This window comes from Micromonospora sp. NPDC049201, from assembly GCF_055586805.1.
The window spans coordinates 181305-204641 of the sequence record NZ_JBVJHM010000006.1 but is presented as its reverse complement, the minus strand read 5'-3'; the positions used below and the strand labels follow the sequence as shown (position 1 = coordinate 204641).

General features: G+C 74.8%; 23 protein-coding genes and 5 tRNA genes. 13 read left to right on the top strand and 15 right to left on the bottom strand.

The features are described from left to right. Positions 1 to 6: 6 nt before the first annotated feature. Positions 7 to 645 (bottom strand): response regulator, encoded by a 639-nt coding sequence (locus ACZ6O5_RS15090; RefSeq protein WP_281935148.1) that lies wholly within the window; start codon positions 643 to 645, stop codon positions 7 to 9. 174 nt (positions 646 to 819) lie between these two features. Between ACZ6O5_RS15090 and ACZ6O5_RS15085 the strand changes: the two genes are divergently transcribed. From ACZ6O5_RS15085 to ACZ6O5_RS15075, 3 genes are all read left to right on the top strand, one after another. Then, positions 820 to 1794 carry an Acg family FMN-binding oxidoreductase gene (locus ACZ6O5_RS15085; protein ID WP_465977505.1) on the top strand — a complete coding sequence of 325 codons (975 nt, stop codon included), beginning with the start codon at positions 820 to 822 and terminating at the stop codon, positions 1792 to 1794. Further along, positions 1736 to 2359 (top strand): tetratricopeptide repeat protein, encoded by a 624-nt coding sequence (locus ACZ6O5_RS15080; RefSeq protein ID WP_465977503.1) that lies wholly within the window; start codon positions 1736 to 1738, stop codon positions 2357 to 2359. Before ACZ6O5_RS15085 ends, ACZ6O5_RS15080 begins: the two co-directional genes overlap by 59 nt. 65 nt (positions 2360 to 2424) lie before the next feature. Continuing rightward, on the top strand, positions 2425 to 3429 hold the full coding sequence (locus ACZ6O5_RS15075; RefSeq protein ID WP_465977501.1) for a twin-arginine translocation signal domain-containing protein: 1005 nt from the start codon (positions 2425 to 2427) through the stop codon (positions 3427 to 3429). Positions 3430 to 3656: 227 nt separating this feature from the next. On the opposite strand, the gene ACZ6O5_RS15070 is transcribed toward ACZ6O5_RS15075, so the two are convergent. Then, positions 3657 to 4658, bottom strand: a complete 1002-nt coding sequence (locus tag ACZ6O5_RS15070) for an NAD-dependent epimerase/dehydratase family protein (protein ID WP_465977499.1) — start codon at positions 4656 to 4658, stop codon at positions 3657 to 3659. A 605-nt stretch (positions 4659 to 5263) separates the two neighbouring features. On the opposite strand from ACZ6O5_RS15070, the gene ACZ6O5_RS15065 reads away from it, so the two are divergent. Further along, entirely contained in the window at positions 5264 to 5818 is a 555-nt protein-coding gene (locus ACZ6O5_RS15065) for a hypothetical protein (protein WP_465977497.1), read from the top strand. A 64-nt stretch (positions 5819 to 5882) separates the two neighbouring features. Here the strand turns inward: ACZ6O5_RS15065 and ACZ6O5_RS15060 are convergent, their stop codons facing one another. The 3 genes from ACZ6O5_RS15060 to ACZ6O5_RS15050 form a co-directional block, all read right to left on the bottom strand. Then, positions 5883 to 7529 carry a PKD domain-containing protein gene (locus tag ACZ6O5_RS15060; RefSeq protein ID WP_465977495.1) on the bottom strand — a complete coding sequence of 549 codons (1647 nt, stop codon included), beginning with the start codon at positions 7527 to 7529 and terminating at the stop codon, positions 5883 to 5885. 176 nt (positions 7530 to 7705) lie between these two features. Further along, positions 7706 to 7777 (bottom strand) — tRNA-Val (locus ACZ6O5_RS15055). Between the two features lie 13 nt (positions 7778 to 7790). Next, positions 7791 to 7863, bottom strand: a tRNA-Gly gene (locus tag ACZ6O5_RS15050). 149 nt (positions 7864 to 8012) lie between these two features. Here ACZ6O5_RS15050 and ACZ6O5_RS15045 point away from each other — a divergent pair. Then, complete coding sequence (locus ACZ6O5_RS15045; RefSeq protein WP_107159425.1) at positions 8013 to 8255, top strand: DUF6458 family protein; 243 nt, start codon at positions 8013 to 8015, stop codon at positions 8253 to 8255. A gap of 94 nt (positions 8256 to 8349) precedes the next feature. On the opposite strand, the gene ACZ6O5_RS15040 is transcribed toward ACZ6O5_RS15045, so the two are convergent. The 4 genes from ACZ6O5_RS15040 to ACZ6O5_RS15025 form a co-directional block, all read right to left on the bottom strand. Beyond that, complete coding sequence (locus ACZ6O5_RS15040) at positions 8350 to 9168, bottom strand: isocitrate lyase/PEP mutase family protein (RefSeq protein WP_465977493.1); 819 nt, start codon at positions 9166 to 9168, stop codon at positions 8350 to 8352. Between the two features lie 87 nt (positions 9169 to 9255). Beyond that, positions 9256 to 9330 (bottom strand) — tRNA-Val (locus ACZ6O5_RS15035). Between the two features lie 13 nt (positions 9331 to 9343). Continuing rightward, positions 9344 to 9414 (bottom strand) — tRNA-Cys (locus ACZ6O5_RS15030). Positions 9415 to 9449: 35 nt separating this feature from the next. After that, positions 9450 to 9522: transfer RNA gene (locus tag ACZ6O5_RS15025), tRNA-Gly, on the bottom strand. Between the two features lie 273 nt (positions 9523 to 9795). On the opposite strand from ACZ6O5_RS15025, the gene ACZ6O5_RS15020 reads away from it, so the two are divergent. Further along, the gene (locus ACZ6O5_RS15020; protein WP_199199863.1) at positions 9796 to 10398 is read left to right on the top strand and encodes a TetR/AcrR family transcriptional regulator; all 603 of its coding nucleotides are present in this window, start codon (positions 9796 to 9798) and stop codon (positions 10396 to 10398) included. Positions 10399 to 10497: 99 nt separating this feature from the next. On the opposite strand, the gene ACZ6O5_RS15015 is transcribed toward ACZ6O5_RS15020, so the two are convergent. After that, on the bottom strand, positions 10498 to 11670 hold the full coding sequence (locus ACZ6O5_RS15015; protein WP_465977491.1) for an alkane 1-monooxygenase: 1173 nt from the start codon (positions 11668 to 11670) through the stop codon (positions 10498 to 10500). A gap of 286 nt (positions 11671 to 11956) precedes the next feature. Here ACZ6O5_RS15015 and ACZ6O5_RS15010 point away from each other — a divergent pair, with 286 nt between their 5' ends. Beyond that, the gene (locus tag ACZ6O5_RS15010) at positions 11957 to 13315 is read left to right on the top strand and encodes a glycosyltransferase family 2 protein (protein ID WP_465977489.1); all 1359 of its coding nucleotides are present in this window, start codon (positions 11957 to 11959) and stop codon (positions 13313 to 13315) included. 6 nt (positions 13316 to 13321) lie between these two features. On the opposite strand, the gene ACZ6O5_RS15005 is transcribed toward ACZ6O5_RS15010, so the two are convergent. After that, complete coding sequence (locus tag ACZ6O5_RS15005; RefSeq protein WP_465977487.1) at positions 13322 to 14176, bottom strand: hypothetical protein; 855 nt, start codon at positions 14174 to 14176, stop codon at positions 13322 to 13324. A 181-nt stretch (positions 14177 to 14357) separates the two neighbouring features. Here ACZ6O5_RS15005 and ACZ6O5_RS15000 point away from each other — a divergent pair, with 181 nt between their 5' ends. From ACZ6O5_RS15000 to ACZ6O5_RS14990, 3 genes are all read left to right on the top strand, one after another. Next, positions 14358 to 15041, top strand: coding sequence for a class I SAM-dependent methyltransferase (locus ACZ6O5_RS15000; RefSeq protein ID WP_465977485.1), 684 nt, complete (start codon positions 14358 to 14360; stop codon positions 15039 to 15041). Positions 15042 to 15158: 117 nt separating this feature from the next. Continuing rightward, positions 15159 to 16091 carry an ABC transporter ATP-binding protein gene (locus tag ACZ6O5_RS14995; RefSeq protein ID WP_465977483.1) on the top strand — a complete coding sequence of 311 codons (933 nt, stop codon included), beginning with the start codon at positions 15159 to 15161 and terminating at the stop codon, positions 16089 to 16091. Next, positions 16088 to 16909, top strand: coding sequence for an ABC transporter permease (locus ACZ6O5_RS14990; RefSeq protein ID WP_465977481.1), 822 nt, complete (start codon positions 16088 to 16090; stop codon positions 16907 to 16909). The genes ACZ6O5_RS14995 and ACZ6O5_RS14990 overlap by 4 nt, the downstream gene beginning before the upstream one ends. Positions 16910 to 16933: 24 nt before the next feature. Here the strand turns inward: ACZ6O5_RS14990 and ACZ6O5_RS14985 are convergent, their stop codons facing one another. The 4 genes from ACZ6O5_RS14985 to ACZ6O5_RS14970 all read right to left on the bottom strand — a co-directional run bounded on the left by ACZ6O5_RS14985 (position 16934) and on the right by ACZ6O5_RS14970 (position 21352). Continuing rightward, on the bottom strand, positions 16934 to 17611 hold the full coding sequence (locus ACZ6O5_RS14985; protein ID WP_465977479.1) for a response regulator: 678 nt from the start codon (positions 17609 to 17611) through the stop codon (positions 16934 to 16936). Beyond that, positions 17608 to 19293 (bottom strand): sensor histidine kinase, encoded by a 1686-nt coding sequence (locus ACZ6O5_RS14980; protein ID WP_465977477.1) that lies wholly within the window; start codon positions 19291 to 19293, stop codon positions 17608 to 17610. The genes ACZ6O5_RS14985 and ACZ6O5_RS14980 overlap by 4 nt, the downstream gene beginning before the upstream one ends. 176 nt (positions 19294 to 19469) lie before the next feature. After that, positions 19470 to 20198: a dethiobiotin synthase gene (bioD, locus tag ACZ6O5_RS14975; protein WP_431937220.1), complete on the bottom strand. Its 729-nt coding sequence runs from the start codon at positions 20196 to 20198 to the stop codon at positions 19470 to 19472. Further along, on the bottom strand, positions 20195 to 21352 hold the full coding sequence (locus ACZ6O5_RS14970; RefSeq protein ID WP_465977475.1) for an 8-amino-7-oxononanoate synthase: 1158 nt from the start codon (positions 21350 to 21352) through the stop codon (positions 20195 to 20197). The genes bioD and ACZ6O5_RS14970 overlap by 4 nt, the downstream gene beginning before the upstream one ends. A gap of 156 nt (positions 21353 to 21508) precedes the next feature. On the opposite strand from ACZ6O5_RS14970, the gene bioB reads away from it, so the two are divergent. From bioB to ACZ6O5_RS14955, 3 genes are all read left to right on the top strand, one after another. Then, on the top strand, positions 21509 to 22504 hold the full coding sequence (bioB, locus tag ACZ6O5_RS14965; protein WP_281935182.1) for a biotin synthase BioB: 996 nt from the start codon (positions 21509 to 21511) through the stop codon (positions 22502 to 22504). A gap of 127 nt (positions 22505 to 22631) precedes the next feature. After that, entirely contained in the window at positions 22632 to 22814 is a 183-nt protein-coding gene (bsaP, locus tag ACZ6O5_RS14960) for a biotin synthase auxiliary protein BsaP (protein ID WP_281936254.1), read from the top strand. A 4-nt stretch (positions 22815 to 22818) separates the two neighbouring features. Beyond that, a complete protein-coding gene (locus tag ACZ6O5_RS14955) occupies positions 22819 to 23325 on the top strand; it encodes a GNAT family N-acetyltransferase (RefSeq protein ID WP_465977878.1) in 507 nt (168 codons plus the stop codon). Positions 23326 to 23337: the final 12 nt, after the last annotated feature.

The following is a 23337-nucleotide window of genomic DNA, read 5'->3' as shown; positions in this document are numbered from 1 at the left end:
CCGGGGTCAGTGGTTCTTGCCGAGCAGCCGGGTGGCCAGCACCGCCGCCTGGGTGCGCCGCTCCAGACCCAGCTTCGCCAGCACGCTGGAGACGTAGTTCTTCACCGTCTTCTCGGCCAGGAACATCTTGCCGGCGATCTCGCGGTTGGTGAGCCCCTCGGCGACGTACTCCAGGATCCGCCGTTCCTGCTCGGTGAGCGACTTCAGCTCCCGCGGCTGCTCCACGCCGCTGCGGATGCGCTCCAGCACCCGGGTGGTGATCGCCGGGTCGAGCAGGGACTGCCCGGCCGCCACCCGGCGGACCGCGTCCACCAGGTCGGTGCCGCGGATCTGCTTCAGCACGTAGCCGGCCGCACCGGCCATGATCGCCGCGAACAGCGCCTCGTCGTCCTCGTACGAGGTGAGGATCAGGCCCTTGATGGACGAGTCCACGGCGCGCACGTCCCGGCACACGTCGATGCCGTTACCGTCGGGCAGCCGGGCGTCGAGAATCGCCACGTCGGGGCGGAGCGCGGGAATCCGCCGCGCCGCCTCCTGGGCCAGGCCGGACTCGCCGACGACCTCGATGTCGCCGCTGCTGGTCAGCAGATCGGCCAGGCCACGACGGACGACCTCGTGGTCGTCGAGCAGGAACACCCGGATCATCAGTCCTTTCTACCCGCTGCCCGCCACCCCCGCACGGGCCGAAGGTCCCGTCGTCGACGCGCCGCCCCGGGCCGGTCGGACCCGCCAGGTGGGACCTCCGGCCCTGCTCAGGGCCGCTTCCGGTGACGCACCGTAGGAACCGGAAGCCCGACGCCGTACGAAGGGAGCACGACCATGACGACCGAATACACCGTCGGGCAACTGCGGGCCGCGGTCACCGACGCGGTACGCGCGCCGTCGCTGCACAACACCCAGCCGTGGCGGTTCCGACTGCACGACGGCGGCATCGAGGTCGCCGTCGACCCGCTGCGCGGCCTGCCGGCCACCGACCCGACCGGCTGGGGCGCGCGGATCGCGTGCGGGGCGGCGCTGTTCAACCTGCGGCTGGCGCTGGCCGTGGCGGGCACCCCGGCGACGGTCCGGCTGCGCCCGTACCCCGCCGAACCGGACGTGGTGGCCCGGCTGACGCCGGACGTGCCGCGCCGGCCCACCCCGACCGAGCAGAGCCTGTACGGGGCGGTCGGCCGCCGGTTCAGCAACCGGGCGCCGTTCTGGCCGGACCCGGTGCCGGCCGAGGCCCGCTGGCGGCTCGGCGAGGCGGCCCGCGCCGAGCAGTGCTGGCTGGAACTGGTCATCGGCACCAGCGCGGTCAACGCGTTCGCCGAGGTCGCCCGCAGCGCCCATCGGGTGCTGGAACGCGACCCCGCGTACGTGGCCGAACGGGTGGCGTGGATCCGCTCCGAGCCGGCCCCGGACGGCGTGCCGGCCGCCGCCGGCGGCCCGCAGACCGAACCGCAGGACCTGCTGCCGCAGCGTGGCTTCGGCGGACGCAACCGGGCGCCCGGCCGGGACTTCGAACCGGAGCCGCTGGTCGCCGTGCTCGGCACCCCCGGCAACACCGGCACCGACCAGGTCGTCGCCGGGCAGGCCCTGCAACGGGTGCTGCTCACCGCCACCGACGCCGGGCTCGCCGTGTCGATGCTCTCCCAGCCGATCGAGGTGCCGGCCGCGCGGGAGGCGCTGCGGCTGTCCCTCGGCCGGTTCGGCACGCCGCAGATGGTGATGCGGGTCGGGTACGGCCAACCGGGCCGTGCCACCCCGCGCCGCCCGGTCGACGAGGTGCTCGACCTGCCGGTCGCACGGGCCTGACCCCGCCACCGCGACCGGAGCGACAGCGGTCGTCGGCCTCGGCGCGGCGCACCGGGTGGCCGGGCGCACCGACGCGGCGGAGGCCGCCTTCCGGGCGGCGCTGGCGCTGTTCCGGCAGCTCGACGACCGGTTCGGCGAGGCGTACACCTCGACCAGCCTGGCCCTGGTGCTGGGGCGCGACGGCGCGGAGGCGGACGCCGGCCGGTTGCTGCGCCGCGCGTTGGCGCTCTGCGAGGAGCTGGGCTACCGACGGGGCGCCGCCATCAGCCGGGGTCACCTCGGCGACCTGCACCTGCGCACCGGCGAGTACGAGCGGGCGGTGGCGGAGCTGACCGAGGCGGTCGCCGGCAGCCGGGAGGTCGGCGACGGCATCGGTGAGCTGATCGCGTTGCGTCGTCTCGGCGCCGCCCATCTCGCCCTGGGTCGGCTCCCGGCGGCCCGGTCCGCGTTGCGCGGCTGCCTGGCGCTGTGCCGCGTGCACGGTGAGGAGCAGGAACGTGAGCGGGCGCTGCGACTGCTCGGCGAGGCGCGGGCGCGCGCCGCGAGCGAGGTGAGAGCGAGCTGAGAGGACGGGACGGCCGGCGGGCGGCACGGTGGGCACCGAACCCATCGGACCAGGGGAGGCTCCCGATGACCGACCGCACCACCGTCCCGCCGACGACCGGCGGACCCGGCCTGTCCCGACGCCGTTTCCTCGGCGGCGTCGGCGCGTCCGCCGCCGTGCTGGGCGCGGGCGGCGTGCTCGGCGTTCCCGCGCCGGCGTCCGCCGCGTACTACATGAAGTGGGGCGCGGTGGTCTCGCCCGGCAGCGCCACCAACAACATCGACTTCGCCCGCAAGGTGGACCTGCTGCGCCGGATGCGTCCGCAGACCGCCCGCATCTCGATGTTCTGGGGCGACCCGAACCGGCGGCAGTTCAGCGACGGGCAGCTCGACGAGCTGCGCGGCACCGGACTCACCGAGATGATCATTCAGTCCTCGGAGGACCCGGACCCGGCCCTGGCCCGCCGACAACTCGACCAACTGCTGCCGTACGTCGACGCGCACCCGAACACGCTCTTCGTCTGGGAGATCGGCAACGAACCCGACTGGCACCAGCCGAACAACCCGTGGCTGGCCCGGTGGAACCGGCTGGCCACCATCCGCGACAACAAACCGGCCCAGGACCGGGGCAACCTGCTCTGGGCGATCAACATGCCGGCCGGCCGCTGGAACGGCGACGGCTCCGGGTTCACGTTCGGCAACTCCGGGCAGTGGTTCGACGCGTTCGTCCGGGACACCGGCGACGGGCTGGGCGCGATGCTCACCGGCCCGTACCGGCCGGACGTCGCCACCGTGCACTGCTACAGCTCCAGCTACCTGACGCGCGGCGCGGACGGCGGCGGCGAGCACAACCCGTACAAGATGATCGACTACGTGCGGGGCTGGAACCCGGGCCTCAGCATGAAGGTCACCGAGGCCGGGATCGACGGCGCGAGGTCCGACCGCGGCTACCGCTACGTCAGCTTCGGCTCGTCTGTGGCGAACGAGACGGCCGGGCAGGTCGACAGCGTCTGCTTCTACGGGCTCCCCCCGGCCGAGCGGCAGTACGGCATCTGGGAGACCGAGGCCAGCCAGGTCGGCACCCACCCCTGAGTGCCGGACCGGGCGCGCCGCCGGGTGCGACGGCGGCGCGCGGGGAAGCGGCGGGGCCGCCGGGACCCGGCCCCGCCGCACCGCCCCCGTTGTTCGTCCGCACCGCCCCCGTTGTCGCCGGCCCGCGCCGGCACCGGCCCGCCCCCGTTGTCTGTCGGGCCGATGCCGGCGCGGGCGGCGGGTCGGCCGGCCGTGCGACGCGGCCGGAGGACCGGCCGCGTCGTGGGTCAGGCCGGCAGGGTGGCCAGCAGCGCCGCCTCCCGCTCCGGAGCCAGGCCCACCGGGACGCGCGCCGGTCGACCGGCCCGCGCCGGCACCCGACCCACCTCCCGCAGCCACCGCCAGGTGTCCGCGACCGTCTCGGCGACCGGCCGGCAGACCAGACCCGCCGCGTACGCGCGCTCGACGTCGCGCTCCTGCAACCAGCGGTACTCGTGCCCGCGCGGGATCCAGATCGGCAGGTCGTTCCACGGCTCCACCCCGGCGGCGAGGATCGGCGCCGGCGGCGTCCACCGCAGTGTCGCGTCCGACCCGGTCGCCGCCACCACCGCGTCGAGCAGCTCACCCATCGTCGTGTGCCCGCTCCGACTCACCACGTTGTACGCCCCGCCCACGCCCTCGGCGCCCCGGTCCAGCACCCAACCCGCCAGGTCGCGGACGTCCACGTACTGCACCGGGAGATCCGGTGGCCCGGGGGCCAGCACGTCCCCGCCCCGGGCGACCCGGTGCAACCACCACGGCAGCCGCCCGATGTCCTCCCCCGGCCCGAGGATCAGGCCGGCCCGCACCAGCAACGCCCGTTCGCCGAACACCTCCACGGCGGCCCGCTCCCCGCCGGCCTTGTTGCGCGGATAGTCGCCGTCGTCCGCGTCCGGCTCGGCCGCGACGGTCGGCGCCTCCTCCCCGGTGCCCGGCCCGGCCGTCGGCGCGTACACCGAGCCGCTGGAGACGTAGACGTAGTGCGGCACCGCACCGGTCAGGGCCCGTGCCGCGTCCCGCACGGCTCGGGGCGCGCCGTCCCAGGTGTCCACCACCAGGTCCCACTCGCCACCGGCGAGCGCCGCCAACCCGCCCGGCTCGTCGCGGTCACCCCGCAACCGGTGTACGCCGGCCGGCACCTCGCCGTGCACACCCCGGTTGAAGACGGTCACCGCCCAGCCACGGCGGACCGCCTCGGCCACCACCGCCCCACCGACGAAACCTGTGCCACCCAGCATCAACAGTCGCATCGTCCCACCCTGCCCCCGGAACCCCGGGCCGGGCGGACCTGTTCACGGTGAGCGGATCTGCCAACGGCAGAACCCACCCACTCCCTGCGTTAAGCATGAGGTTGGCGGTACTCGATGTCCGTTTCGTCACCGCCAACCTCATCGTCAACGGGGTGAACGGTCGAGCGTCGGGCGGGGCGCGGAGTGGGCGGTCGCGCCGCGCAGCAAGGACGCCACCCCACCCCCGACCTTCCCTGCGCCGATCTTGCACTTGGTGCCCCTGGAACGTCGGTTTCGCCCCGAATAGGCGGTCCGCAACTGCAAGATCGGCGGTCCGGGATGTCGGGGGCGTTCCCGCGTGGGGTGGGGTGTCCGGTTTCGGGGTGGTGGGCGGCACGCTGACGGTGGAATGGGTCGGGGGGTCGCGGCGTTGTATCCCGGTGCACGGCCGAGGAAGGCAAGCGCCCCCGCGCCGCCCCGCCCGGGAATGACGGTGGACCCCCGGTCGTTACACACAGTTCCGGCCGCCGCGTCGAGGCCCCCGCCCCGCGAGCAGCCAAGACTTTCTTGTGCGCCTGACGGTGCCCGCACCCCCGGTGCGTTGACCCCCGAATGGAGCCCTCGCCATGAACACGATGCTGCGTAAGAGTGTGCTGGGTATTGCTGGTCTGGCTTTCACCGGTGGTGTGTTCGCCGGTCCGATCGCCGGTCACGTCGAGTCCGCGCACGCCGCCACCGCCAGCAAGCCGATCGCGGTCGCGGGTGTGCAGGGTGAGCAGTCCACGATCACCCTGAACGACGAGCAGACGGCCAACGTCAAGGCGATCATCGCCGCGACGAAGAAGGCCGGGCTGCCGGAGCGGGCGGCGGTGGTCTCGATCGCTACGGCGTTGCAGGAGTCGAAGCTGGAGAACCTGGGCCACCTCGGCGACCGCAACGACCACGACTCGCTGGGTCTGTTCCAGCAGCGTCCGTCCTCGGGTTGGGGCACGCCGGAGCAGATCACCGACCCGGAGTACTCGACGCTTGCGTTCCTGAAGGGGTTGAAGCAGGTCGACGGCTGGCAGGACATGCCGGTGACCCAGGCCGCGCAGACGGTGCAGGTGTCGGCCTACCCGGACGCGTACGCGCAGTGGGAGAAGCAGGCCACCGACCTGGTCAACAAGCACTGGAACAGCTAAGACGCCACGAAGGCCGGCACCCCGGACAGGGGTGCCGGCCTTCGACGCGTACCCGGAAAAGGGGTCAGGCCGGCGGGAGGACGAACGTCCAGGTGGTGGTGGTCGTGCTCGCCGCCGCGGCCGTCGCGGCCAGCCCGCCGTAGCTGCCGACCGGGACGCTGCTCGCCGAGTCCGCCAGCAGGCCGGTCACCCGGCCACCTCCGGTCTGCGAGCTGTTGCTGCGGACCGCGACGCCGGCCGGCGGGGTGAGCGCGGTGGAGGTGGCGTCGCCGTGCAGCCAGTACGACACGGCCCAGCTCTGCGCGGCGGTCACCGGCGCGAACGGGGTGGTCCGCGTGGCGGTGCTGGCCGGGTCGGCGGCCCGGGCGAAGACCGGCGCGCCCGGCGCGACCCCCCGGTACGCGGCCACCACCAGGTTGCCCTTCGCCTGGCTGTCCAGCGCGACCCGCACCGCCGTGCCCGCGTCCCCGGCGGTCGCGGTCTTCCACCAGGCGGTGGTGGTGGCGTAGCCGCCGTCGAACCGGTCGAGGCGCGTCCAGCCGGTCACCCCGGTCGGCTCGCCGGTGCCGGTGTGGGTGTTCTGGCCGAGCAGGAGCAGCAGCGTGTCACCGGGCTGCACGCCGGACGGGACGGTCACCGTGTGGCTGGACCAGTTGGCGTTCGCGGTGGCCTGGCCGACGAACGAGATCCGTTCCGGCACCGGCGCGACGGTGACGTCGACGGTCGTGGTGCCGGTGGCGCCCCGGTCGTCGGTGACCGTCAGCGTGACCGGGTAGGTGCCGGCCGCGGCGTACGTGTGCGACGTGGTCGGCACGGAGACGGTGTCGACGTCGGACCCGTCGCCGAAGAACCACCGGTGGTCCTGGATCGCGCCGTCCACGTCGGTGGAACCGACGCCGGAGAACGTGCACACCAGCCCGGCGCAGGACGGCGTCACGGCGGCCACCGGGGCCTGGTTGGCCGGCCCGCCGGAACCCTTCAGGATCTTCACGTAGTCGATGTCACCGGCGAAGTAGTCGCAGGTCACCTTCGTGCCGTCGCACTGGCTCTTGCCGCCGACGGAGAGCTGCCACGAGTTCGCGATGGTGCCGGTCGGCCCGGACAGCCGGCTGGTGCGGACGCCGTCGACGTACATCTCCACGTACGCGGCGGTGCGGTTGCAGGTGACGGTGTGCCACTGACCGTCGGCGATCGGCACGTCGGTGTACCCGGTGCGCGAGGCGCCGTCGCCGCCACGGAACAGGCACTTCGGCTTGCCGCCCGGCGCCTCGAACTTCCAGTAGCCGCCGGCGGTGTTCCCCTGTCCCTTCTGGAGGATGTTGCCGAACGAGTACGTCGTGCGGTAGCGGATGGTCACCGAGAAGTCCCCGGTGTCCGGGTTGAGGTCGGTGCTGTGCGGCACCAGGTCCACGTGGCCGGGCACGTACTCCTGGTCGGTGGGCAGATGGGTGGCGAACCGGTGGCCGGTGGCCCCGGCGTAGATCGCGCCGGTGACCACCTCGTCGCCGACCGCGCCGTGCCGGCCGCTGCCGCTGCTGTCCGTCAGCACGGTCGACGCCGTCGGCTCGTCCATGCTCCAGAACGCCACGGTCCGGGTCGCGGTGGCCTGCGCGGGCGCGCCGCCCACCGTCACCCCGGCCGCCGCGACGACCACCGCCACGCCTGCCCGGGCGGCCGTACGCCGCCATCGTCCCTGCCCGATCGTCCGCATGTGACCGCCTCCCTGCGTATCGGCCCCACCCTGACACGCGTCGAGCCGGCGGCCCATAACCCGCACGGTTGATCTTCACCCGGCCCTCGGGGCGAACGGGTGACCGATGTGGCCGGTGCCGGCCGCCGGGGGGAGATGCCCGCCGGTCGACCGGCGGCGGAGAGGTGATTCTTCGGTGGGCGATACTGGGTTTGAACCAGTGACCTCTTCCGTGTCAAGGAAGCGCGCTCCCACTGCGCCAATCGCCCGGGGCAGTTCGCGAGCGGACGACGGGATTCGAACCCGCGACCCTCACCTTGGCAAGGTGATGCGCTACCAGCTGCGCTACGTCCGCACCGTCGCCGACTCGCGTCGGCGACGAGGGAAACTCTACCCGATGCCAAGATCGCCGCGCGGCGACCCCCCGCGGGCCGTGGTTGCGCTGCTCGTCGCCGGGGTACAGAGCCGGGCGACAGCACAATCATCCCCCTGAAGGAGGCTGTCGTGGGTATCGGTACGAGCATCTTCCTGATCGCGGTCGGCGCGATCCTCACGTTCGCGCTGAACGCCAACGTCGGCGGTGTCGACCTCGACGTCGTCGGCTGGATCCTGATGGCGGCCGGCGTGCTCGGCCTGATCATGACCACGCTGGTCTGGGGCCGTCGCCGTCAGGTGGTCACCACCGTCGACCAGCCGGTGGAGTACCGCCGCGTCGAGGAGCGCCGGGACGTCGCCCCGCCGATGTGATCCGACCGCACACACCCGGGGGCCGACGGAGCTGATCGGTCCCCGGTCGGCCGGGACGGGGGCGCCGCTGGGCGCCCCCGTCCGCGTCCCCGGGTCAGTCCCGCATCAGCGCGTTGAGCGTGTCGTGGTCGAGCCCGCCGGCCAGCGTGTCGTACGTCCCGGCGTCGAGCGCCTCGGTCGCCGCCCGCCGGGCCACCGCGTACGCCGCCCCGAAGACGGTCGAACCGAGGCTGATCCGGGCCACCCCGAGCCGGGCCAGCTCGGCAACCGCCGGGGCACCCGGCCCGACCAGCACGTTCAGCGGGGCGGGGAGCGCCGCCACCAGCGCCGCGATGGTCTCCGGGTCGACCGTCCCCGGCACGAAGACGCCGTCCGCGCCGGCGGCCAGGTACGCCTCGGCCCGCGCCACCGTCTCCGGCACACCGCCGAGGCCGCACAGGAACGTGTCGACGCGCGCGTTGACGTACAGCGGGATGTCGGCGCGGTCGGCGGCGGCGCGGACCGCGGCCAGGCGGGCGCACTGCTCGTCGACCGGGCGCAGGGGCGGGCCCGCGTCGTACCGGGCGTCCTCGATGTTCACGCCCACCGCGCCGGCCGCGAGCACCGCGGTCACCGTGCCCGCCACCTCGTCGGGGGTGTCGCCGTACCCGGATTCGATGTCGGCGGTGACCGGCAGGGGCACCGCGGCGGCGACCCGCTGGATCACGTCGACGGCGGTCTCGCGGGTGAGCGCGTCGCCGTCCGGCGCGCCCCGGCTCCACGCCACGCCGGCGCTGGTGGTGGCGACCGCGCGGGCGCCGGCCGCGGCCACGATCCGGGCGCTTACCGCGTCCCAGGCGTTGACCAGGACCAACGGCTCACCGGGCACGTGCAGGCTGCGGAATTGCTGGGCTCGGGTCTGTTGTTCGTTCACCGGGCCAGTCTCGGCCACGCGGGGCGTTCCCGGTGCCCCGCACCCGACGAGAAAGGCCGTGTCGAGTGATCGACACGGCCTTTCCGATGGTGGGCGATACTGGGTTTGAACCAGTGACCTCTTCCGTGTCAAGGAAGCGCGCTCCCACTGCGCCAATCGCCCTCGTCAACTGCCGAGGTGGAGACGGGATTTGAACCCGTGTACACGGCTTTGCAGGCCGTTGCCTCGCCTCTCGGCCACTCCACCGAGGTTGCCCCCGAACTGCGTGGCGGCATTCTCCGAGCGGACGACGGGATTCGAACCCGCGACCCTCACCTTGGCAAGGTGATGCGCTACCAGCTGCGCTACGTCCGCACGCCCCCGGCGTTTCCCGGTGACGGATGAGAACTTTAGCCGAGCGAGGGAACGTTGCCAAATCGGATCCCCGTGCCCGGCGCGTCCGGGATGAGCAATGCGCCATCTCCGGCAGGCGTCCTAGGAGCCTGGGCGGGATTGGACGGGCCGATCATAGGCACGCCGACCTGCGGATCCTGGCCACCGACGGAGTGTCTACCTTCCGACTGTCCCATCGCCGACCGGCCGCTCCGGTAACTCCTCGTGGTCATCCGGATGGGCTACCGTAACGGCGTGACGAGACGAGCCGCCGAGATCCGCCTGGACGCGCTGCTGCGCACGGCCTGCGAGGTGATCGCGGAACGAGGGCTCGCCAACACGCGTACCGCCGACGTGGCGGAGGCGGCCGGGGTCAGCCAGGCGCTGGTCTTCTACCACTTCGCCACCAAGGACCGGCTGCTCGCGCAGGCGTTCGCGTACGCGGTCGAGCAGGATCTGGCCCGCCTGGACGCGGTGCTCCGCTCCGCCGCGCCGCCGCTGGCGAAGCTGCGCCGGATGCTGCGCCTCTACGCGCCGACCGGCCGCGCCGCCTCCTGGTCGATCTGGATCGACGGCTGGTCCGAGTCGCTGCGGACGCCGGAGTTGGAGAAGCTCTCCCGCCGCCTCGACCTGCGCTGGCGGCAGGACCTGGCGACGGTGATCGCCGACGGGGTCGCCGACGGCACCTTCACCTGCCCCGACCCGGCCGGCGCCGCCTGGCGGATCAGTGCCGTGATGGACGGCCTGGCGGTGCAGCTCTCGGTGCACGAACGGGTGATCACCCGCCGGCAGATCGCCGAGTGGATCCGCCTGGTCGCCGCCCGCGAGCTGAGCCTGGAACCCGGCCAACTGGACTGAGCCGGCACCAGCCCCGGCAACAGGCCCAACCGGCTGGACGGGAGCCGCCGGCCGGGCCCGGCCGCCCACCAGGGGGTGAGGGACGGCCGGGCCCGGAGTTCAGCCGGCGGACGGCTCCGCGGCGCCGGCCCGGGCCAGGCGGGCCCGCACCCGGTCCCGGGCCGGCGGGTGGACGTTCGCGGCGGACAGGTCGCCCCGGTAGTGGGCCAGCACGCGGTGGTCCATCACCCGCCGCCAGACCGGCGGCAGCAGCGCGGCGATCACCATGGTGGCGTAGCCGGCCGGCAGTTGGGGCGAGGCGTCGAAGCTGCGCAGCGCCTGGTAGCGGCGCAGCGGATTGGCGTGGTGGTCGCTGTGCCGCTGGAGCTGGAACAGGAAGACGTTGGTGACGACCCGGTCGCTGTTCCAACTGTGCCGGGGGTCGACCTTCTCGTAGCGGCCGGCGGCGGTGCGCTGCCGGGCCAGGCCGTAGTGCTCCAGGTAGTTGACGGCCTCCAGCAGGGAGAAGCCGACCACCGCCTGGAGCACGAGGAAGACCAGCACGCCGGGCCCGAACACCGCCGCCAGCACGGCGAAGAGCAGCACGGTCAGGGCCCAGGCGTTGAGCACCTCGTTGCGCCAGGTCCACGGGCTGCGCCCGCGCAGCCGGAAGCGGCCGGCCTCCAACCGCCAGGCCGAGCGCAGGCTGCCGGCGACGGTACGCGGCCAGAACGCCCAGAACGACTCGCCGAGGCGCGAGCTGGCCGGGTCCTCGGGCGTGGCGACGCGGGTGTGGTGGCCCCGGTTGTGCTCGACGTGGAAGTGCCCGTACCCGGTCGGGGCCAGCGCGATCTTCGACAGCCGGCGTTCCGCCCGCTCCCGCTTGTGCCCCAGCTCGTGGGCGGTGTTGATGGCGATGCCGTCGACCACCCCGACGGTGGCGACCAGGCCGGCGGCGGCCGGCCAGGAGAGCCGGCCGCCGGCCCACACCGCGCAGCACAGCACCAGGGCCGCGTACTGGGCGGGCAGCCAGAGGTAGGTGAGCCAGCGGTAGTAGCCGTCGGCCTGCAACGCCGGCACCGCCGCCTCGGGCGGGTTCGCCCGGTCGTCGCCGATCATCAGGTCGACGAGCGGGATGGCGCCGAAGACCACCGCCGGGGTGAGCCACCAGGCCCAGCCGGAACCGGTGGCGTGCCAGAGCGACCAGGCCAGGAACGGCAGCGTCGGCACGAGCAGCGCGAGCGGCCAGAGCGGCCGGCGGGGGTCCCGCCACGGAACGGTGTCGGTACGCATCGTCGGACTCCGATCGGTTGCTCCTGATCCGACTGTGTCAGCCAGCAGGGGTTTTTACAAGGGAAAAGTTTTTGTAAACCGAGTCACCCCTATCGACCCCTACCTTCAGTGACTGACACCTATGCGTACGGTTATCGTGAATCATCCTCGTCAAATTGTCTTCCGGCCCCACCCCCGGCCGGCCCTCTCTCGCACGCCCGCGCGTCGGCGGTCCCGCAACGAACCCGCCGCGCCGATGGCCCCGGCGGCGCCGTCCGTCGTGGACCGACGAACGGAGACCCCACGCATGTCGTTGCCGACTTCCGGCACCCCCGAACTGACCGTGGTGATGCCGACCTACCAGGACCCGCACTGCCTGGAACTGACCCTGCGGGCGCTGGCCCGCCAGACGCTGTCACCGGACCGCTTCGAGGTCGTCGTGGTGCGCGACGGCGGATCGTCCGACGGCTACCCGGAGGCGCTGGCCGCCGGCGCCGGCCTGCGCCTGCGGCTGATCGAGCTGGCCGAGCGCCGGGGCCGCTCCGGCGTGCGCAACGAGGGCGTACGGCACGCCGCCGCGGACCTGATCGTCTTCCTCGACGCCGACTCCTGGTCGATGCCCGACCTGCTGGAGCGGCACCTGACCCACCACCGCACGCCGGGCGCGGCCCCGGTGCTGATCGGCCGCCGCGACGACATCGGACTGGCCCACCTGCCCGCCGTGCTGCGCGACGAACCGGCGGCGATCCCCCGCGTCTCGCCGTACGCCGGCGACATGCGCTTTCCCCCCGACGGCGTGCCGGACGAGCGCCGGGACTGGCTGGCGGTCGGCTGGACCGTCGCCTACACGCACAACATCTCGTTGCCCCGCGAGCTGTTCGACCGGGTCGGCGGCTTCCGCGAGGAGTTCGCGCTCAGCTACGGCATGGAGGACATCGAGCTGTTCTACCGGGTCGACCAGGCCGGGGCGACGTTCGGGTACGACGACGACGCCCGCGTGGTCCACCTGCCGCACCACCGCAACATGGGCCGCAACTGGGCCGAGACGATGGCGAACACCCGGTCGGTCATGGCGCTCTACCCCTGCCTGGAGTGGGAGTTCCTCAGCGTCATCGTGGGCCCGGAGGCGGTCAAGCGGATCCTGTTCTACCGCTCCCTGGTCCGCGCGTCCGTCACGGCCGCGACGTGCGCCATCGGCCCCGCCGTGACAGGGCTCGCCGACCGGTTGCCCGGCCCGCGGGTGCTCTGGGTGGGCACCGGCAGCGCCGACGCCGGGCTGCCCCCGGAGGCGTTGACGTTCGACCACGGCGCGCCGGTCGGTCCGACCAATTTCCACCTGATCGGACTCGCCCCGCCGCTGGCGCCGGGCAGCCTGGACGCGGTGGTCAGCGTGGACTTCTGGCGCTACCTGCTCTGGCCGGAGCTGTGCCAGTTCGTCAACGCGTCGCTGCTGCTGGCCGGCGAGGTGCACCTGGTCGCCACCGACGAGAGCGCGCCGGAGATGTGCACCGTCGACCCGGAGTCGCTGGCGTACCTGCACCGGTCACTGGCGGCCGAGTTCACCGTCGACCGGCAGGAGGTGCCGGGCCTCGGCGCGGTGCTGTCGCTGCGCCCCCGGTCCGCCGGCGCCGCGCCCGCGTACGCGCAGGCCGCAGCCGCCGGCTGAGGCCGGTCACCGCCACCGTCGCGGGGTCCGTCGCCGTTCGAACGACGGCGCCGGGCCCCCGGCCGGACCATCGGCGGGCTCGCCGGCGGGGCGGAGCAGGCGTCGCATCCGCAGCAACAGCCCGGCCCCGAGGAAGAGCAGCAGACCACCGAGCCCGAAGGCGGCCTGCACCACTCCGAAGCCGCCGGTCTCGGCGACCGGCCGCCCGGCCGCGCCCGGCAGCGGCGGCTCGACCACCGTCGCGTCGGTCGGCTCGTCCGCCGTCGGCTCCTCGGTGGGCGGCTCCTCGCGGGGCGGGTCGGTCGGCGCGGCGCTGGTCGGCGTCGGCTCCGGCGTCGGCTCGACCGCCTCGCCCACCACCTGGCGCGAGGCGGTCCGCCGGGCCAGCAGCCGCAACTGCGGGTCGTACGCCTCGGCGGCGATGCTCACCCGGCCGCGTCCCACGTCCTCGGCGAACGCCACCCGGTAGCGCGCGGTCACCGTGCGCCCCGGGCAGAGCACCCCGGGGTCCAGCTCCCGGTCGGTCAGTCGCGCGGTGTCCCCCTCGGTGCGGATCTCCAGCGGAAACGAGCCGGTCTCCTCCACCCGGTCCACCTTCACCTGGTCCAGCCGCAGGCCCTGCACCTGGAGCAGCATCGACCAGCGCACCTTGACGCAGTCGGAGCGCGCGCCCCGGTCGGACCGGGACACCACCGCCGAGAGCGTCTCCACCCGGTTGCCGCCGGTGAACTCGTCCGGCAGGCCGCTCAGCTCCGTGGAGAAGGCCGCCGCCGCCCGGGCCGGCGCGGCCCCGGCGAACCCGGAACCCGCCAGGCAGGTCAGCACCAGCCCGATCCGCAGCGCGTGCCGCCACCCGCTCACCCGGCCTCCTCACCTCGGTCGGTCGTGTCCACCCGCAACGCTAGGAGCGGTCCCGGCCGGCCGGTAGACGGGCGTGTTCGCACCCAACGTCAACATCGGGGGGTCGTTTCACCGACAGTGGTGAACCGGTCACGACCGCCCGCCGACACGCCCGGGATCGGCCGTGCGACACAATCTCCGGGTGTCCGAGCTGTCCGCCGCCTTCGTCCGGCTGCACGCGCGTCTCGCCCCGGTCGCCTTCGTCCCCGAGGTGCGGCTGCACCAGGCCGACGAGCCGATCGGCCTCTGGGAGCTGACCGAGGGTGAGTTCCGCAGCAGCCAGCCGCCGCCGTTCTGGGCCTTCGCCTGGGCCGGCGGGCAGGCGCTCGCCCGGTACGTGACCGACCACCCGGAGCTGGTCGCCGGCCGCCGGGTGCTCGACCTCGCCGCCGGCTCCGGCCTGGTCGCCATCGCCGCCGCCCGGGCCGGCGCCGCCGCCGTCCGGGCGGTCGAGGTGGACGAGCGGGCCGTCGCGGCCGTCGCGCTCAACGCCGAGGCCAACGGGGTACGCGTCGACGCCGAGTTGGCCGACGTGCTCGACTCCGACGCCGGGGACGCCGAGGTGGTGCTGGCCGGCGACGTGTTCTACAGCGAGGCGATGGCCCGGCGGATGCTGCGCTTCCTGCTCCGGGCCGCCCGGTCCGGCGCGCGGGTGCTGGTGGGCGACCCGGACCGGGCGTTCCTGCCCCGCGAGCGCTTCCACCGGCTGGCCGGGTACGACGTGCCGGTGTCCGAGGCGCTGGAGAGCGTCCGGGTCAAGCACACCACCGTGTGGGAGCTGGACCCGAACCCACCCGGCGCCCGCCGCAGCCAGCCGGGGCGTTAAGCGGGGGCCCCGCCTCTACCGCAGGCGTTAAGCGGGGGCCCCGCCTTACCAAAGTGGGGGTGGGTGGGTGCCGTTCGGCGGCGGTGGGGGGTGCCTGCCGGCGCCTAGCGTCGGCGCATGATCACACTTCGTGGATTGACGAAACGGTTCGGCGGGGTGACCGCCGTCGACGACCTGACCGTCGAGATCCGCCCCGGCCAGGTGACCGGGTTCCTCGGCCCGAACGGCGCCGGCAAGTCCACCACCATGCGGATGGTGCTCGGCCTGGACCGGCCCACCGCCGGAGCGGCCCTGGTCAACGGGCGCGCGTACCGCACCCTGCGGCACCCGCTGTACGAGGTCGGCGCGCTGCTCGACGCCACCGGCGTGCACCCGGCCCGCTCCGGCGTGGCGCACCTGCGGGCGATGGCGCGCAGCAACGGCGTACCGGCCCGGCGGGTCGCCGAGGTGCTCGACCTGGTCGGTCTGGACAGCCGGGCCGCCGGCAAGCCGGGCCGGGCGTTGTCGCTGGGGATGGGGCAGCGGCTCGGCATCGCCGGCGCGCTGCTCGGTGACCCGCCGGTGCTGCTGCTCGACGAGCCGGTCAACGGCCTCGACCCGGACGGGGTGCGGTGGATCCGCGGGTTCACCCGCCGACTCGCCGACGAGGGACGCACCGTGCTGATCTCCAGCCACCTGATGAGCGAGATGCAGCAGACCGCCGACCGGGTGGTGGTGCTCGGCCGCGGCCGGCTGGTCGCCGACGCGCCGCTGGCCGAGCTGATCGCCACCCGGCCCGCCGCCTCGATCCGGGTACGCGGGCCGGAACCGGCCGCGCTCGCCGCGCTCGGCGACCGGCTGGCCGCCGAGGGCGCGACCGTCACCGCCGGGCACGGCGGCCTCTCCGTCGCCGGCAGCACCGCCGACCGGGTCGGTGACCTGGCGTACGAGCTGGGGGTGCGGCTGCACGAGCTGACCGCCGTCGCGCCCTCCCTGGAAGAGGCGTTCCTGGAACTGACCGCCGCCAGCGTCGAGTACGTCGCCGGCCCGACCGGAGGCGAAACCCGATGACCGCACTGCCCACGCTCGACGAGACCCGGCCGACGTCCCGGCCCACCCCGGCCGGCCATCCGCTCGTCGGCGCGGTGGCCGCCGAGTGGACCAAGCTCTGGTCGGTCCGCTCCACCTGGTGGACGCTGGTCGCGGCGCTCGTCACCATGGCGGCCACCGCCGCCCAGCTCGCCATCTACGCGGTGAACGCGAACACCGACGACGACCCGACCGTGGACCCGGGCGTGCTGCCGGTCGGGGAGGTGGTGGCCGGCTCGCTGGAGCTGACCCAGTTCGTCGTGCTGGCGCTCGGCCTGTTCGCGATCACCAGCGAGTTCGCCACCGGCACCATCCGCACCACGCTGCGCTGCACCCCGTCCCGGGGTCGGGTGCTGGCGGCCAAGGCGCTCGTGGTCGGCGCGGTGACGTTCGGCGTCGGGCTGCTGCTCGGCGGCGTCGGCGCGGCGGTGGCCCGGCCGGTGCTGGGCGAGTGGGGGCGGGCGCCGCTGGGCGGCACGGTGGCCGACATCGTCGCCTGCGCCGGATACCTGGCGCTGGTGAGCGTGCTGGCGCTCGGGCTCGCCGCGGCGCTGCGCGGCCCGGTGCTGACGCTGACCGTGCTCCTGGCGCTGCTCTACATCGTGCCGCTGTCGTTGCAGGAGCCGGACATCACGGTGCTCACCCGGATCGCCGACGCGTTCCCCGGCGTCGCCGGGGGCCACTTCCTGGCCGGCGACACCGAGCCGTACCCGGCGGCCGTCGGGCTGCTGCTGCTCGCCGGCTGGGCCGCCGCCGCGCTGGCGGGCGGCCGGTGGGCGCTGGCCCGGCGCGACGCCTGACCGCGCCGGCACGGGCGGGGCTGGTCAGCCGGCGGGCGGGACCAGCCCCGCCTCGTACGCGAGGATCGCCGCCTGCACCCGGTTACGCACGTCCAGTCGGGTGAAGACGCTGGTCAGGTAGCTCTTCACGGTGCCCTCGACCAGGTGCAGCCGACGGGCGATCTCGGCGTTGGACAGCCCCGCCCCGACCAGCGCGAGCACCTCCCGCTCCCGGTCGGTCAGCCCGGCCAGCCGATCCCGCGCGGACGGGCCACGGGCGAGCCGTCCCCCACTCAGCTCGATCACCCGGCGGGCCACCCGGGGCGACAGGTACGCCCCGCCGTCGGCCACCGCGCGCACCCCGGCCAGCAGTTCCCTCGGGTCGCCGGACTTCAGCAGGAAGCCGGCCGCGCCGAGGCCGAGCGCGCGGGCGATCAGGTCGTCGTCGCCGAACGTGGTGAGCATGACCGGCGCGGTCTCCGGCACCAGGCGGCGGATCTGCGCCGCCGCGTCGAGCCCGTCGCAGCGGGGCATCCGGATGTCGAGCAGCGCCACCCGGGGCCGGTGCGCACGCACCAGCTCCACCGCCGCGTGGCCGTCGCCCGCCTCGCCGACCACCTCGACGCCCGGGTCGGCGGCGAGGATCGCCCGCACCCCGGCGCGCACCATCGCCTCGTCGTCGGCGAGCACCACCCGCAGCGGCCGCCCGTGGTCGTCGGTCATGACGCGATCCCCTCCTTGCTGATCAGCTTCCCGTCGCTGAAGCAGAGCCGCCAGGTCGGCTCCGCGAACGGGAAGTTGCCGTCGGTGTAGAACTCGCAGCCGGATGCCGCGCCGGTGGCGGGCGGCTCCGCCTGCCGCCGGGGCAGCCCGAGCGCGTCCCGCTGCTCGCCCAGCCTCAGCCGGTCGAAGCCGGGCCGGTCGAGCACCGCCCCGGCGGTGGCGAGCGGGTAGTAGACCAGCGCGAGCACCAGCGCCAGCCCGGCCGGCGCACCGAACGCGACGAGCAGGCTCCGGCGGACCCGCCGGCGGGCCTCGCGCAGCCGCCGGGCCTCCACGCCGGACCGCCCGCCGCCGTACGGATCGCCGCCGTACGGATCGCCGCCGTACGGATCGCCGCCGTACGGATCGCCGCCGTACGGATCGCCGCCGTCGTGCGAGTCACCGCCGCACGGCCCGCCGCCGGGCCGCCGACCGGCCCGCGGGGGGCCGAGGCTGGCGACGGGCACCGGGTCGCCGCCGGGTCGCACGTCCGGCCGACGGCCGTCTGTCGGGGCGGACAGCGCGCCCCTGGACAACGGAAGGCGAGCGGTGACCGCCCAACCGCCGTCGCACCGGCCGGCGTCCAGGGTGCCGCCGGCGAGGCGTACCCGCTCGCGCAGCGCCAGCAGGCCGGAGCCGTGCGACGCCGGCCCGGCCAGCGGACCGGCCGGGGCCGGCGGGTTGACCACCGCGACCGTGACCGCGTCGACGGCGCGCGCCACGGTGACCGTGACCGGGGCGTCCGGCGCGTACCGGGCGGCGTTGGTCAGCGCCTCCCGGACCACCCGGTGCACGGCGTGCGCGACCAGCGGCGGCAGGCCCACGTCGGCGGCCGCCTCGCCGGGCAGGTGCACGGTCATGCCGGCGTCGCGGGCACCGTCGACCAGGTCGGCGACCGACTCGCCGGGCGGGCGCCGGGGGCGCTCCTCGCGCAGCACCCCGATGACCTCGTGCAGCCGCTCGGTGGCGGCGGCGACGCTGGCCCGCAGCTCCCCCGCCGCCGCACGGTGCGCCGGCGACAGTCCGGTCGCCAGCTCCAGCGCGCCCGCTCGCAACGCGATGAGGCTCAGGTCGTGGCCGAGCGAGTCGTGCATGTCCTGGGCGATGCGGGCCCGCTCGCGCAGGCGCACCCGTTCCGCCTCGCTCCGCCGCTCCTGCGCGGCGTGCCGTCGCCCGGCCGTGGCAAGCGCCCGGTGCTGGCGCCGCAGCCGGCCCAGCAGCCAGGGGAACACGCCGGCGAAGAGCAGCACCGAGGCGAGCTGGAACCAGGCGGCCGGCTCGGTGCCGAGCAGGCCGAGGTTGAGCACGGTGCCGGTCACCGCGATGGCGGCGAACACCGCCGCCGCCGGGGCGGCGCGGGCGCTGCGCAGCCCGGCCAGGTAGCCGAGGACCGGGATGGCGAACACCACGTTGCCGTCGACGAGCGAGCCTGCCACCACCGCCGACACCGCCACGAGCGGCCACCGGCGGCTCACCGCCACCGCCACGCCGAGCAGCGCCAACGCGCCGACCAGCAGGGGCACCTCGTGCGACCGCCACGGCGGGGTGAGCCGGGCGTACGTCACCGGCGTCGCGAGCACGGCCCAGAGCAGCAGATCACCGGCCCGGCGACAGGCCGTCGGGGACAGCGGGCGCAGTTCCACGGCGGTCACGCTACCCACGCCGGCCGGGGCCGGACACCGACGAAGGTCAGGTACTCAGCCCGCCGTAGCGGGCAGGGGTAAACACGCCCCGGCACCCGACGCGGTGAGCCAGGGGTGGCGTTAAAAGGGGCCCCCGCCTATACCGAATGCGTTAAGAAGGGGCCCCGCCTTACTGCTCAGCCGCTCTCCTCGGCCCAGGCCCGCCAGTCGTCGAGGACCCCGTAGAGCGCCGGGGTGAGCCAACCCGGCGCGGACCGGCGGAACACGCCCGGGTCCATCCCGCCGGCGCCGGCGGGCACCGCGCCGAGCAGGTTCGGCACCAGCTCGGACAGGTTCAGCCAGTGCACCAGCTCCGGCTCGGTCGGCCAGGCGCCGATCACCACGCCGGCCGGCACGGCCCGCCGCTCCAGCGCCTCCAGCGTCAGCGCGGTGTGGTTGAGCGTGCCGAGCCCGGCCCGCGCCACCACCACGGCCGGCGCGCCCAGCGACACCGCCAGGTCGGCCATCGTCCAGGGCTCGCCGGACGGCCGCAACCCCATCGGCACGAGCAGCCCGCCGGCTCCCTCGATCAGCACCAGGTCGTGCTTGTCGACCTCCTCGCGGACCGCGTCGACCGCGTTGTACAGCTCCAGCGGCGGCAGCTCGGCGACCCGGGCCGCGGCCAGCGGGGCGAGCGGGTCCGGGTAGCTGGCCAGCGTCCGGCCGGTGAGCGGGGCGGCCAGCCGGGTCACCGAGTCGACGTCGCCGGGCTCGCCGGTGGCGGTGCCGGTCTGACCGGGCTTGACCACCGCCACCCGCAGCCCGGCCGCCTGGGCGGCGGCGGTGACGGCCGCGGTCACCACGGTCTTGCCGATCCCGGTGTCGGTGCCGGTCACCAGCACCGCGCCGGTCCAGCCGTCGCTCATGAGTCCTCCGTTCGGGACTGCGGGGCGCACGCCACGATCACGTCCAGGGCCCGTTCGAAGTCCGCCCGGTCCACCCCGGCGCCGATGGTCAGGCGCAGCCGGGAGCGGCGGTCCGGCGTGGACGGCGGACGGAAGCAGCCGACCGCCACACCCCGGTCGCGGCAGGCCGCCGCCCAGGCGGTCGCCGCCTCCGGGCCGGGCGCGGTCACCGAGACCACCGCCGCGTCGGGGGCGGACACGGGCAGCCCCGCCGCGCCCAGCCGGCGCACCGCCAGCGCGACCCGGTCGGTCAGCTCGGCGCGGAGCGCGTCGCCGTCCCGGGCCAGCCGCACCGCGGCCCGCACCCCGGCCACCACCGCCGGTGGCGGCGCGGTGTCGAAGATGAACGGGCGGCCGGTCTCCACCAGGTGGCGGACGAACTCCGCCGGCCCGGCGACCACGCCGCCGGCCCCACCGAGCGCCTTGGACAGGGTCGCGGTGACCACCACGTCGGGCGCGCCGGCCAGCCCGGCCGCGGCCACCCCGCCGGCACCGGCCGGGCCGGTGACGCCGAGCGCGTGCGCGTCGTCGACGAGCAGCAACGCGCCGTGCCGGCGGGCCACCGCGTGCAGCTCCGCGAGCGGGGCCACGTCGCCGTCCACGGAGAAGACCGACTCGGTCACCACCACGGCCGGCCGGCCCGGCGCGGCGGCCAGCGCGGCGGCCACCGCGGCCACGTCCCGGTGCGGCGTCACCAACGTCTCGGCGCGGGAGATCCGGCAGCCGTCGATCAGCGAGGCGTGGTTGTGCGCGTCGGAGACGAGCAGCGTCCGCGGCTGGGTCAGGCCCCGGACGGCGGCGAGGTTGGCCAGGTAGCCGGAGGAGAAGACCAGCGCCCGGTCGACGCCGAGCCAGGCGGCCAGGTCGTCCTCGAGCGCGTGGTGCAGGTCGGTGGAGCCGCGCACCAGTCGTGACCCGGTGGCGCCCAGCCCGTACCGGGAGAGGGCCGACGCGGCGGCGGCGGTGACCTCCGGGTGGGTGGCCAGGCCGAGGTAGTCGTTGCCGGCCAGGTCGACGACGTCGTCGTCGGCCGCGCGGGGACGCAGCGTGCGGGTCAGGCCCGCCTCGGCCCGCTGTTCGGCGCCGCGGTCGAGAGCCGCCAGCCAGTCCGCCACCGCACCGTCCCCTCCCGCCGACCGCCCGCCCCGCCGGGCGCTTCCGCCGGGCGAAGTTACCACCCGGGCGGGTGACCCCGGCGTGGCGTGGTCCCGGCTCGCCGGGCCGCTCACGACGGTTTCCCGCGCTTCCGGCGGCCTGTTAGGTTACGAGCCATGCCAGAGATCCTCGACCAGGCCCGGACCCGGGTGCTGGAGAACGGCGTCGGCCTCGACGAGGCCGGCATCCTCGCCGTGCTGAACCTGCCCGACGAGCACCTGCCGGCCGCGCTCCAACTCGCCCACGAGGTCCGGATGCGGTGGTGCGGCCCGGAGGTCGAGGTCGAGGGCATCGTCTCGCTGAAGACCGGCGGCTGCCCGGAGGACTGCCACTTCTGCTCCCAGTCGGGCCTGTTCACCTCGCCGGTCCGGTCGGTCTGGCTGGACATCCCGGCGCTGGTCGAGGCCGCGAAGCAGACCGCCGCGACCGGGGCCACCGAGTTCTGCATCGTGGCCGCCGTCCGTGGCCCGGACGCCCGGCTGATGGCGCAGATGCGCGCGGGCGTGGCCGCCATCCGCGAGGCGGTCGACATCCAGGTCGCCGCGTCGCTCGGCATGCTCACCCAGGAGCAGGTCGACGAGCTGGCCGCGATGGGCGTGCACCGGTACAACCACAACCTGGAGACCTGTCGCTCCTACTTCCCGAACGTGGTCACCACGCACTCCTGGGAGGAGCGCTGGGAGACGCTGCGGATGGTCCGCGAGTCCGGCATGGAGGTCTGCTGCGGCGGCATCCTCGGGCTCGGCGAGACGGTGGAGCAGCGGGCCGAGTTCGCCGCCCAGCTCGCCGAGCTGGACCCGCACGAGGTGCCGCTGAACTTCCTCAACCCGCGTCCCGGCACGCCGCTGGGTGACCGGCCGGTGGTCGAGGGCAAGGACGCGCTGCGGGCCATCGCCGCGTTCCGGCTGGCCATGCCGCGCACCATCCTCCGGTACGCGGGCGGTCGCGAGCTCACCCTGGGGGACCTCGGCACCCGCGACGGCCTGCTCGGCGGCATCAACGCGGTCATCGTCGGCAACTACCTGACCACGCTGGGTCGGCCGGCCACCGACGACCTGCAACTCCTGACCGACCTGAAGATGCCGGTGAAGGCGCTCTCGGCGACCCTGTGAGGCGACGGTGACGAAGCTGGTCCGACCCGACGCGCCGGCCGGTGACGCCGACGCGCCCAACCGCGCCGACGCGCCCAACCGCGCCGGCACGGCCAACCGCGCCGACGCGGCCGACGACGCCGGCGCGGTGACGCGCTGGTGCGACAGGTGCGGCGAGTCGGTGGCCGCCGGCCCGCACCCGGCGTGTGCGGCGGCACGGGCGTGGGAGCCGCCGCGCTGGTGCGCGTCCTGCCGCCGGCGGATGAAGGTGCAGGTCGTGCCGGCCGGGTGGTCGGCGGTCTGTGTCGAGCACGGTGAGCGGCGGGGCTGACGCGATGCTGCGCGGGCGGACGGTGACGCTGCGGCCGGCGACGGACGCCGATGTGGTCGCGCTGGCCGCGATCCGCGCCACCCCGGAGGTGCGCCGCTGGTGGCGGGGCGGCGACGACCTGGCCGGGGCGGTCCGCGCCGACCTGGCCGACGACGCGCTGACCGTCTACGTGATCGAGCACGAGGGCCGGCTGGTCGGCGCGATCCAGTGGTACGCGGAGACCGACCCCGACTACCGGCACGCCAGCCTGGACGTCTTCCTCGACCCGGAGGCACGCGGCGCCGGGCTGGGCGGGGACGCGATCCGCACGCTGGCCCGACACCTGGCCGACGAGTACGGCCACCACCGCTTCACCATCGACCCGGCGGCGGCGAACACGGCCGCGATCCGGGCGTACGCGAAGGTGGGCTTCCGTCCGGTGGGCATCATGCGGCGCTACGAGCGGGGCGCCGACGGGCGCTGGCACGACGCCCTGCTGATGGACCTGCTCGCCGACGACCTGGCCGACTGAGCCGGCGGCGCC